This window comes from Streptomyces sp. NPDC014623, from assembly GCF_043088245.1.
Lineage (GTDB): Bacteria > Actinomycetota > Actinomycetes > Streptomycetales > Streptomycetaceae > Streptomyces.
The window spans coordinates 227,079-237,265 of record NZ_JBIBZU010000013.1; the positions used below are offsets into that span (position 1 = coordinate 227,079).

The 10,187-nt window shown below is 70.1% G+C and carries 9 protein-coding genes and 1 pseudogene; 3 read left to right on the top strand and 7 right to left on the bottom strand.

Going from position 1 to position 10,187, the window contains the following annotated elements; genetic code table 11:
- Positions 1-41 precede the first annotated feature (41 nt).
- The 3 genes from ACF1FZ_RS22090 to clpB all read right to left on the bottom strand — a co-directional run bounded on the left by ACF1FZ_RS22090 (position 42) and on the right by clpB (position 4,871).
- Positions 42-587: a YbjN domain-containing protein gene (locus ACF1FZ_RS22090; protein WP_391775097.1), complete on the bottom strand. Its 546-nt coding sequence runs from the start codon at positions 585-587 to the stop codon at positions 42-44.
- 70 nt (positions 588-657) lie between these two features.
- Positions 658-1,923 (bottom strand): MFS transporter, encoded by a 1,266-nt coding sequence (locus tag ACF1FZ_RS22095; protein WP_391775098.1) that lies wholly within the window; start codon positions 1,921-1,923, stop codon positions 658-660.
- A 350-nt stretch (positions 1,924-2,273) separates the two neighbouring features.
- The gene (gene clpB / locus ACF1FZ_RS22100; RefSeq protein WP_391775112.1) at positions 2,274-4,871 is read right to left on the bottom strand and encodes an ATP-dependent chaperone ClpB; all 2,598 of its coding nucleotides are present in this window, start codon (positions 4,869-4,871) and stop codon (positions 2,274-2,276) included.
- 136 nt (positions 4,872-5,007) lie between these two features.
- Here clpB and ACF1FZ_RS22105 point away from each other — a divergent pair, with 136 nt between their 5' ends.
- Positions 5,008-5,409: a pyridoxamine 5'-phosphate oxidase family protein gene (locus ACF1FZ_RS22105; RefSeq protein ID WP_391775099.1), complete on the top strand. Its 402-nt coding sequence runs from the start codon at positions 5,008-5,010 to the stop codon at positions 5,407-5,409.
- 109 nt (positions 5,410-5,518) lie between these two features.
- Here ACF1FZ_RS22105 and ACF1FZ_RS22110 read toward each other — a convergent pair whose 3' ends face one another.
- The gene (locus ACF1FZ_RS22110) at positions 5,519-5,839 is read right to left on the bottom strand and encodes a (2Fe-2S)-binding protein (RefSeq protein WP_033296620.1); all 321 of its coding nucleotides are present in this window, start codon (positions 5,837-5,839) and stop codon (positions 5,519-5,521) included.
- Entirely contained in the window at positions 5,836-6,093 is a 258-nt protein-coding gene (locus ACF1FZ_RS22115) for a 5'-nucleotidase (RefSeq protein ID WP_391775100.1), read from the bottom strand. Before ACF1FZ_RS22115 ends, ACF1FZ_RS22110 begins: the two co-directional genes overlap by 4 nt.
- 101 nt (positions 6,094-6,194) lie before the next feature.
- On the opposite strand from ACF1FZ_RS22115, the gene ACF1FZ_RS22120 reads away from it, so the two are divergent.
- Complete coding sequence (locus ACF1FZ_RS22120; protein ID WP_391775101.1) at positions 6,195-7,202, top strand: helix-turn-helix transcriptional regulator; 1,008 nt, start codon at positions 6,195-6,197, stop codon at positions 7,200-7,202.
- A gap of 154 nt (positions 7,203-7,356) precedes the next feature.
- Positions 7,357-8,355, top strand: a pseudogene (locus ACF1FZ_RS22125) (LuxR C-terminal-related transcriptional regulator); the annotation flags it as partial.
- Between the two features lie 48 nt (positions 8,356-8,403).
- Here ACF1FZ_RS22125 and ACF1FZ_RS22130 read toward each other — a convergent pair.
- Both ACF1FZ_RS22130 and dnaJ read right to left on the bottom strand, forming a co-directional pair.
- Positions 8,404-8,850, bottom strand: a complete 447-nt coding sequence (locus ACF1FZ_RS22130) for a heat shock protein transcriptional repressor HspR (protein WP_033296623.1) — start codon at positions 8,848-8,850, stop codon at positions 8,404-8,406.
- A 1-nt stretch (position 8,851) separates the two neighbouring features.
- The gene (gene dnaJ, locus ACF1FZ_RS22135) at positions 8,852-10,030 is read right to left on the bottom strand and encodes a molecular chaperone DnaJ (RefSeq protein WP_391775102.1); all 1,179 of its coding nucleotides are present in this window, start codon (positions 10,028-10,030) and stop codon (positions 8,852-8,854) included.
- Positions 10,031-10,187: the final 157 nt, after the last annotated feature.

Consider the following 10,187-nt stretch of genomic DNA (forward strand, 5'->3'; position numbering starts at 1 on the left):
GGCCGCGCCCCGGACCGGACCTGCGCCGTCCGTCCGCCGGATCAGGCCTCCGTGGGCTCCCCGCCCTCGGTCTTCTGCTCCGCGGACTCCAGTCCCAGGCGCTCCACGAGCCACTTGTCGAACTCGATCGAGGCCCGCACCCAGCTGACCGTCGAGGAGACGAAGTGCTCCAGGCTGACACCGGTGCCGATGAGCATCTGCGCCTCACCGACCAGGCGTACGGAGGCGGCGGTGCCCTCCTCGCCCTCATGGGCGTGCGTGTAGACCTTGGGCCACAGGGTGCGGCGGTTCCAGTCGTCGATCGCGTCGAGCAGCACGGCGCGCTGGTCCAGGGCGTGGGGGCGGTCGTAGAAGGTCCGGACCGAGAAGACCTGCTGCTCCTCCTCGCCACGGAACATGAAGTACGTCCGGAAGTCTTCCCACGGCGCGGCGAGGTCGCCCTCGTCGTCGACGACGAACTTCAGCTCCATCTGCTCGAGAAGCTGCTTGACGAGGTCCTGGTCGGGGACCACGGGGCCTTCGGGCCTTTCCGCCTGCGGTTCGGGCTGGCCTCCGAAGTTGGGGATCGAGGACGGGTCGATAGACATCGCTGGGTACTCCTGTGGATCGCACGTGGTTTCCTGGCTTCGACCCTAGCCGCGATCGCGGCCGGTGGTCCTACGCACTCAGGGGAATCGTCCCCCCGCTCGTTCCCCTGGCCCTCGACCAGGAAACCGCGGCCAGCACGGCGCAGAGCGTGCCGACGACTCCGGCCCCGCCGATCGTCTGTGCCGAGGACCCGGACAGCTCCGCCGCCAGGCCGCCCGCCGCGACACCGATCCCCTGCACCGCGGTCAGCCCCGACCTGGCGAGTCCCAGCGCCTGACCGCGCTGGCCGGCCGGGGTGAGCAGGACGAAGGTCGCCCCCGCGGTGATCTGGTACGCGGAACAGACGCCCGACACCAGCAGCACCAGCAGGGCCACCCCCACCCCGGGGCCCGCGAGGTAGACGACCAGCGGAAGGTTCGCGCCCACCGCCAGCGGCCCGAGCAGCCGGCGCCGGCGCTCGGCGTCGAAGCCCGTACGGCCCATGAGGGCCGCGCCCAGAACCATTCCGGCGGGGTGCGCGGCGAGCAGGAGCCCCACCGAGGCGGCGCTCCCGCCGGCCTCCTCGGAGAACGGGGCGGCGAGACCCTCCGGCAGCACGACGAAGCCCGCCAGCCAGCCGAGCGCGACCAGCGACCGCAGCCGGGAATCCGACCAGATCAGGACCGCGGCCTTGCCCACCTGGGTGTGCACCCGCTTCGGCTGCGCGTCGCCCGGGTCCACCGGCCGCGCCTTCACACCCAGCCTGATCAGGCATGCGGAGACCAGGAACGTCACCGCGTTCAGCCCGAGGGAGAGGTGGCCGCCCAGCCACACCACGAGCACCCCGCCGACGGCGAAGCCGACCAGCTGTCCGGCCTGATGGGTGATCATCATGACCCGTTGTCCCCGCTCGTACAGGCGCTCACCCAGGACGGCCGGCATCAGGGCGCCCTGCGACGCCCCGAACGGCGCCTCGGCGAGCTGCGCCAGCACCAGCAGCCCCGCGAGCAGCGGCAAGGGTGTCCCCGGCAAGGCCATCAGGCCGACGAGGACGGCCCGCACCAGGTCGCATCCGATCATGACCGTGCGCCGGGGGAAACGGTCCGCGAGGCCGGAGAGGAGCACTCCGGACAGCAGTGCGGGCAGGCTCGTCAGAGCGTAGGTCGCCGCGGTCCAGCCGGCCGACTCGGTGCGTTCGAACACGAGGAGCGACAGCGCCACCCGTGCCAGCTGGTCGCCCAGCACCGACTGGGCAAAAGCCGCCCACAGCGTCCGAAATTCGCTCAGGCGAATGAGGCTGCCGCTCCTGCAATCCTTCGGCTCCGCCTTCGACTCGCCGGGTATCCGCTCCGTCATGCGCGCACCCTACCGGTTGCCGAATTCACCCCGAACGCCCCTGCGGAAAAGAAAAGGGCCCGGAGTGTCCCGATACCGCGCGGCACCCGATCACCCGGACAACTGCCGTTCCGGCTCCGGCCGAGGACGCAGATATGTATCGGTCGGACACAAAAAACAATGGTCCGGACCGGGGATTCCCGCATCCGGCCAGATTAAGGAAACTTTCGGCTCGATTTCACAGGTGTTCCCCCGACGAGGTGTGCCCGATGGACACATCAATGGGGAGGGGCCGCACACGCGTGTGCCCCCTCCCCGGCCGGGACACGAGGTCTTCCGGCCGGGGAGGGGGCACAGGACACCGCCCGGGTCTACAGGGTCTTCGCCGCCGCGGTCCCCACGGTCAGTCCGTCACCGCCCCGGTCGACCCGGACCGTGTCGCCGTCCTTGACCTCGCCCGCGAGGATCTCCTTCGCGAGCCGGTCGCCGATCGCGGTCTGGATGAGCCGGCGCAGCGGCCGGGCGCCGTACGCCGGGTCGTTGCCCTCCACCGCCAGCCAGGCCAGTGCTCCGGGGGTGACGTCGAGGCGGATCCGCCTGTCGGCCAGCCGCCCGGCGAGACGGCCCACCTGGAGCCCCGCGATGTGGGCCAGCTCGTCGCCGGACAGAGCGGAGAAGACGACCAGGTCGTCGAGCCGGTTGAGGAACTCCGGCTTGAACGAGGCCCGTACGACCTCCAGGACCTGCTCCTTCTTCACCTCGGGCTCGGTCAGGGGGTCGATCAGGAACTGGCTGCCCAGGTTCGACGTCAGGATCAGGATGGTGTTGCGGAAGTCCACCGTCCTGCCCTGCCCGTCGGTGAGCCGGCCGTCGTCGAGCACCTGCAGCAGGACGTCGAAGACCTCGGGGTGGGCCTTCTCGACCTCGTCCAGCAGCACGACGCTGTACGGGCGGCGGCGCACCGCCTCCGTGAGCTGGCCGCCCTCCTCGTATCCGACGTAGCCGGGCGGGGCACCGACGAGACGGGCGACGCTGTGCTTCTCGCTGTACTCGCTCATGTCGATGCGGATCATGGCCCGCTCGTCGTCGAACAGGAAGTCGGCGAGTGCCTTCGCCAGCTCCGTCTTGCCGACCCCCGTCGGACCGAGGAACAGGAACGAACCGGTGGGCCGGTCGGGATCGGCGATCCCTGCGCGTGTGCGGCGTACGGCGTCCGACACGGACCGCACGGCCTCGCTCTGGCCGATCAGCCGCCTGCCCAGCTCGGACTCCATCCGCAGCAGCTTCTGGGTCTCGCCCTCCAGGAGGCGTCCGGCCGGGATGCCGGTCCAGGCGCCGACGACGTCGGCGATGTCGTCCGGGCCGACCTCCTCCTTGACCATGGTGTCCCTGGAAGCCTCCTGCTCGGCCTCGTCCGCCTCGGCCAGCTCACGCTCCAGGCCGGGGATCTCCCCGTACAGCAGCTTGGAGGCGGTGTCGAAGTCACCGTCGCGCTGGGCACGCTCCGCCTGGCCCCGCAGCTCGTCGAGACGCTCCTTGAGCTCACCGACGCGGTTCAGGCCCTGCTTCTCCTTCTCCCAGCGGGCGGTGAGACCGCGCAGCTCCTCCTCCTTGTCGGCGAGGTCGCGGCGGATCTTCTCCAGGCGCTGCTTGGAACCCTCGTCGCTCTCGTTCCTGAGCGCCAGCTCCTCCATGTGCAGCCGGTCGACGGAACGCTGGAGCTCGTCGATCTCCAGGGGCGAGGAGTCGATCTCCATGCGGAGCCGGGAGGCCGCCTCGTCGACGAGGTCGATCGCCTTGTCGGGGAGGAACCGGGAGGTGATGTACCGGTCGGAGAGCGTCGCCGCGGCCACCAGCGAGGAGTCGGCGATCTGGACCTTGTGGTGCGCCTCGTAGCGGCCCTTGAGCCCACGCAGGATCGCGATGGTGTCCTCGACGGACGGCTCGGCGACCAGGACCTGCTGGAAGCGGCGCTCCAGCGCGGGGTCCTTCTCGATGCGTTCGCGGTACTCGTCCAGCGTGGTGGCGCCGACCATGCGGAGCTCACCCCGGGCGAGCATCGGCTTGAGCATGTTGCCCGCGTCCATCGCGGAGTCGCCGCCCGCGCCCGCACCGACGACGGTGTGCAGCTCGTCGATGAAGGTGATGATCTGTCCGTCGCTCTCCTTGATCTCGGAGAGGACGGTCTTGAGGCGTTCCTCGAACTCGCCGCGGTACTTGGCGCCCGCGACCATCGCGCCGAGGTCCAGGGAGACGAGCCGCTTGTTCCGGAGGGACTCGGGGACATCGCCCTTGACGATGCGCTGGGCGAGCCCCTCGACGACGGCCGTCTTGCCGACGCCGGGCTCACCGATGAGCACGGGGTTGTTCTTCGTACGGCGTGACAGCACCTGCACGACGCGGCGGATCTCCTGGTCACGGCCGATGACCGGGTCCAGCTTGCCCTCGCGGGCGGCGGCCGTGAAGTCCGTACCGAACTTCTCCAGCGCCTTGTACTGCCCCTCGGGGTCGGGAGTGGTCACCCGGCGCCCTCCCCTGCTCTTCTCGAATGCGTCCAGCAGCTTCTTCGCACCGGCTCCCTGTCCCTCGAGGATCTCACCGGCGCGGCCGCCCTTCGCCGCCACGGCGATCAGCAGGTGCTCCGTGGAGAGGTAGTCGTCGCCGAGTTCCTTGGCACACCGGTCGGCGTCGGCGAGGACGGCGAGCAGTTCGCGGCTGGGCTGCGGCGGCGCGACGGTCGACCCGGTGACGCTGGGCAGCGCACCGAGCAGCCGCTCGGTCTCCTCGCGCACGGCCACCTGGTCGGCCTCGGCGGCGGCCAGCAGGTCGGTGATGTTCGCGTTGTCCTCGCCCGCGAGCAGCGCGAGAAGCAGATGCCCGGGGGTCAGGTCCGGATGTCCGTCCTTGACGGCCCTGCTGGTGGCCGCGTTGAGGGCGTCCCGGCTCTTGTTGGTCAGCTCGGCGTCCACGGGCGCTGTCTCCTCCTCGTACGGGTGCTTCATGGAACTATGACTCGAACAACGGGTACAAAGTTGAGTCTATTCCACTCAAGGGCAGGGTGATGCCTCCCCGGCTCCCGAATCTTCCTGTATCTAGGCTGACCCCATGCCTGACGTACGCGACCCCGGTCCCGAATACCTCGCCTTCTGGCAGGAGCGCCACGTGTGCACCCTGACCACGCTCCGCCCGGACGGCACGCCGCACGTCGTGCCCGTCGGGGTGACGTACGACCCGGAGACACGGCTCGCCCGCGTCATCACCGGCGGGAACACCAGAAAGGCCGCCAACGTCCTGGCGGCCGGCCCGGAGGGGGCACGGGTCGCGGTCTGCCAGATCCAGGGGCGCCGCTGGGCGACCCTGGAGGGCCGCGCGGTCGTCCGCACGGACCCCGGCGCGGTCCAGGACGCGGTACGCCGCTACGCGGAGCGCTACGAGCGCACTCCGCGGCACAATCCGGAGCGGGTCGTCATCGAGATCGCCGTCGACAGGGCTCTCGGAAAGGGCTGAGAATTCGAAGCGCTTTCCGGGCAGCACAACGGCGCCATCGTGTTCAGGTCACGATGGCGCCGCTGTGTGGGGGAAGTGCCGGAACGACATGGAGCAACGGGGGAATCGTTCAGGCACTGCGGGGGGTGGCGGAAATGGCTTCTTGCTCGAACAGCTCATGGTCGCGCTGATCGAGATTCACGAAAATCATGCCGTACCTCACGGCACAGCGAACCGGTTGCGGCGCTCCGCGCGGTCGGCGGAGGCAGCGATAGGCACGGATGTCGTCATCCGTTTCCATCACGACAACGATGGGCTCTCCGAACAGGGTGACCATCAACGAATCGCCCTGGCGGGTGAGCGCCGTGAGCAGATCGATGAAATGCCACCCTGAGCGATAGGCCGTGGCCATCTCCCGCCGGAAGGTGCGGTCGTCCGGTGGGGTGGTCATGAGCCGGCGTGGGTCGGAGTGGACCAGGCGATGTCACCCGGCTCGGTCTGGGTCCCCCATGCGATGTCACCCGGGTCGGCCTGGATCCCCCATGCGATGTCACCCGGCGCAGACGCCTCGACGTTCCAGGCGATGTCGCCCGATGCCGCAGCAGCGCCCCCACCCCAGGCGATGTCGCCTCCGCCCGCCAGTCCAATGCCCAGGGCTGCAACGAACGAGGCGGCAAGCGCCGAGCGAAGCATTCGCTTATACATGATCGGCTTCGTCCTCACTTGTGGATTGTTCTCCCCCGCACCAAAGACGATGTCTCACCCAGGCACTCGAACACCACCGACTCGATGCATCATGTTCCTGCATGTTCAGGAACCTGGGGGGTGGAGATATGACCGCAAGCTACACAAAGCCGACACATCCTCACGGGATTACCGAACTATGCGAAGAAGGAGGGCGCCTGTACGCCGGTGCGCTGCGCTCCGGACGCATCGCACGCTCCGAGGTGGCGGCGACTCCCTGCCTGATCGACTTCGCCCTGCTGCACCCCGATCCCGACGATCCCGAGTGGCTCCGGCCCGTACCGCCGTCGGCCGCGCTGGCCAAGCATCTGCACCCGCTCGAACGCGAGATCCTGGAGCGCAGGCGACGCTCCGTGCTGCTGGCCGAGTCCTTCGAACCGTTCATGGACATCAGCGCCCAGGATCCGCCGACCACCCACGCCATCACCGTCCTCGAGGGCGCCAACCGCATCAACGCCGCCCTGGACCTCGCCACCGCCGAGTGCCGCACCGAGGTCCTGACGGTCCAGCCGGGCGGCGGCCGGAGCCAGGACCGCCTCAGCGAGGCCCTGGAGCGGGGTCTGGCCGTCGTGGACCGAGGCGTGCGCCTGCGCACGCTCTACCAGCACACCGTGCGGCACAGCCCCAGCACGCTCGCCTACGCCGAGCTCATAGCGGACGAGAACGTGGAGATCCGCACGCTCGAGGAACTCATCGAGCGGCTGATCATCTTCGACCGCACGGTCGCCTTCATCCCCGCCACGGACGACCGCCAGATCGCCCTGGAACTGCGTCACACGGGGCTGGTGGAGTACCTCGCCAAGGTGTTCGAGCAACTCTGGACCAGAGCCGCACCACTGCTCGAAGAGGTGAAGTACACCTCGACACCGCTCGGTATCACGGGTGTTCAGCGCTCGATCGCCCAACTCCTCGTCGAGGGCCACGTCGATGACTCCATCGCCCGTCGCCTCGGTATGAACGTACGCACCTGCCGTGCGCACGTGGCCAAGCTCAATGCCGCGCTCGGCAGCAACAGCCGCGCCCAACTCGGCTATCTGATCGCACAGTCGGGCATCCTGGACCAGCAGTGATCCCGGAGCTCCCGGACAGGGCGCACCAGGAGGAGGCGCGGCCGCACCGGGTCTCGCCGGGCCGTTCCCCTGCATGTCCAGCCTCCCTCCGCCGTTAGGCTTTGGCCACCGTCATCTTGTTGCAGTGCACGAAGTGGGGGGGTTCCAAACCGACATGGACGACGCCAAAAGGGCCCACCCTCACGGGACCCGTGAGCTGTGCGACCCGGCCGTCCGCCTGTACGAGGAGGCCCTGCGCGCGGGGCGCCTGCCCCGCACCGCACTCGCCGCGGCACCCTGTCTGCTGGACATGGCCCTCGTCGAACCCGACCCACGTGACGGCGGCTGGCTGCGGCCCGTCCAGCCGTCCGCCGCCCTGGCCCGTCTGCTGCAGCCCATCACCCGCGAGATCAGCGAGCGGATCCGGCTGACCTCCACGCTCGCCGCGGCGCTGACGCCCCTCACGGCGGTCTTCGACGAGGACCCCAACCTCGCCATCACCGTGCTGGAGGGCCGCTCCCACATCATCTCGGTGCTCCGGGAGGCGTCCACCCGCGCCACCGAGGAGGTCCTGACCGCGCAGCCCGGCGGCAACCGCCTCACGCACAACATGCAGCAGGGCCTGGAGAACGCCCGCTCCGCGATCGCCTCGGGCGCCCGGCTCAGACACCTCTACCAGCACCCCGCCCGCTACAGCCCGGGGCTCAGGGACTACGTGGCGCAGATACCGGCCGACCACCTCCAGGTGCGGACCGTCGAACAGACCGTCGACCGCCTCATCGTCTTCGACCGCTCCGTCGCCTACATCCCGGCCGCGCCCGGGGACGAAGCGGCCCTGGAGATCCGTCATCCGGCCCTCGTCCGCTACCTCACCCGGGTCTTCGAGGTCCTCTGGGTCCAGGCGACCCCCTACAGCGAGCAGTTGCCCGTCGCGGCCCCGGGAACGCCGGTCACCGCCGTCCAGCAGAGCATCGCCCGTCTCCTCGCGGAGGGGCACGTCGACGACCTCATCGCCCGCAGACTGGGCATCAGCGTCCGCACCTGCCGCTCTCACATATCCAAGCTGATGCAGTCGCTCGGCGCCCGCAGCCGCACCCACCTCGGGGCGCTCCTGGTGCGCTCGGGCATCGTGGACCAGGAGTCCGCGACAACGGCGAAAGGAGGGCCCGCCCCCCGGAGCGTGAACTCCTGGAGCGGGCCCCGGCGGCCTTCGGCGCGCGCCTCAGTCCTTCGGCCTCTTGGGCCGCCAGACCACCAGCGCGCCGGCCTGCTGCACATCCTGGTAGGGCACCAGGTCGCGCCGGTAGGAGGCGTGCACCTGGGCCTCGCGCTGCTGCATGGCCACGGCCGCGCCGTCCACCGCCGCCGAGAGCTCCGCGACGCGCTGCTGGAGCGCGGCGACCTGGTTCTCCAGCTCGATGATGCGCTTGATACCCGCGAGGTTGATGCCCTCGTCCTGCGACAACTGCTGCACGGTGCGCAGCAGTTCGATGTCACGCGCCGAGTAGCGGCGGCCGCGCCCGGCCGTGCGGTCCGGCGAGACCAGGCCGAGGCGGTCGTACTGGCGCAGTGTCTGCGGGTGCAGGCCCGAGAGCTGGGCCGCGATCGAGATGACGTAGACCGGTGATTCGTCGGTCAGCTGGTACGGATTGCGTCGACGGCCGTCCATCTCAAGCTCCCTTCGCCGCCTGGAACAGCTCCGCCCGCGGGTCCTCCCCCGCGGTCGACTTCCGGTAGGCCTCCAGCGCGTCCTGGGCGTCCGCACCGAGGTCCGTGGGCACGGCCACCTCGACGGTGACCAGGAGGTCGCCACGGGTCCCGTCCTTGCGTACGGCGCCCTTGCCCCGGGCCCGCATCGTACGTCCGTTGGGCGTGCCGGCCGGGAGTTTCAGGGTGACCGGAGGCCCGCCGAGCGTGGGGACCTTCACCTCGCCGCCGAGCGCCGCCTCCGGGAAGGTGACGGGCACGGTGACGGTGAGGTTGTCGCCCTTGCGGCCGAAGACCGGGTGGGCGTCGACGTGGACGACGACGTACAGGTCGCCGGCCGGACCACCGCGCTCCCCCGGGCTGCCCTTGCCGCGCAGCCGGATGCGCTGGCCGTCCAGCACACCCGCGGGAATCCTGACCTGCATCGTGCGGGCCGACTTCGCCCGGCCGCTGCCCTTGCAGACCTCACAGGGGTCCTGGGCGATGAGGCCCCGGCCCTTGCAGTCCACGCAGGGGTCGGTCAGGGAGAATCCGCCGCCGGTGCCGCGCGACACCTGGCCGGTGCCGACACACGTCGGACAGACCCTCGGGGTGCCGTTCTTGTCGCCGGTACCGGAACACGCCTTGCAGGGGGCCTGGCTGGACATCCGCAGCGGGACCGTGGCCCCGTCGACCGCCTCGGTGAAGCTGAGCGTCACCTCGGACTCGATGTCCTGGCCGCGCCGCGGCTGGACACGTGTGCCCGCACCGCCGCGGTTGAACAGTCCGCCGAAGACATCGCCCAGACCGCCACCGCCGAAGCCGCCGGCGGTCTGGCCACCGCCCGGTGCGCCGCCGAAGAGGTCGCCCAGGTCGAAGTTGAAGTTGCCGCCCGCACCGCCGGGACCCGCCCGGAAGCCTCCGTTGCCGAAGAGGGCGCGCGCCTCGTCGTACTCCTTGCGCTTCTTGGGGTCCCCGAGGATGTCGTTCGCCTCGGAGATCTCCTTGAAACGCTCCTCGGCCTTGGCGTCACCCTTGTTGGCGTCCGGGTGGTACTCCCGGGCGAGCTTCCGGTACGCCTTCTTGACCTCGGCGTCGGTGGCGTCCTTGGGGACGCCGAGAACCTTGTAGTAGTCCTTCTCGACGAAGTCCTTCGTGCTCATCGACGTCCCTCCTTCCGGACGATCGGCCGTGGGGCCGGCCCCGGGGGGGGCCGCCCCCCCCCGCCGCGGGGACGAGCCCGCGGCGGGGGGGGGGGCACACGCCAAACGAGCCCCCCCGACCCCCACGAGTGCGCGACGGATGCAACGAACCCCGGCC

Bases quoted from the DNA above. Each gene is read 5' to 3' on its own strand.
- ACF1FZ_RS22095 (WP_391775098.1), bottom strand. From the start codon at position 1,923: ATGACGGAGCGGATACCCGGCGAGTCGAAGGCGGAGCCGAAGGATTGC.
- ACF1FZ_RS22115 (WP_391775100.1), bottom strand. From the start codon at position 6,093: ATGTATAAGCGAATGCTTCGCTCGGCGCTTGCCGCCTCGTTCGTTGCA.
- ACF1FZ_RS22105 (WP_391775099.1), top strand. From the start codon at position 5,008: ATGCCTGACGTACGCGACCCCGGTCCCGAATACCTCGCCTTCTGGCAG.
- ACF1FZ_RS22130 (WP_033296623.1), bottom strand. From the start codon at position 8,850: ATGGACGGCCGTCGACGCAATCCGTACCAGCTGACCGACGAATCACCG.
- ACF1FZ_RS22110 (WP_033296620.1), bottom strand. From the start codon at position 5,839: ATGACCACCCCACCGGACGACCGCACCTTCCGGCGGGAGATGGCCACG.
- dnaJ (WP_391775102.1), bottom strand. From the start codon at position 10,030: ATGAGCACGAAGGACTTCGTCGAGAAGGACTACTACAAGGTTCTCGGC.
- ACF1FZ_RS22120 (WP_391775101.1), top strand. From the start codon at position 6,195: ATGTTCAGGAACCTGGGGGGTGGAGATATGACCGCAAGCTACACAAAG.
- ACF1FZ_RS22090 (WP_391775097.1), bottom strand. From the start codon at position 587: ATGTCTATCGACCCGTCCTCGATCCCCAACTTCGGAGGCCAGCCCGAA.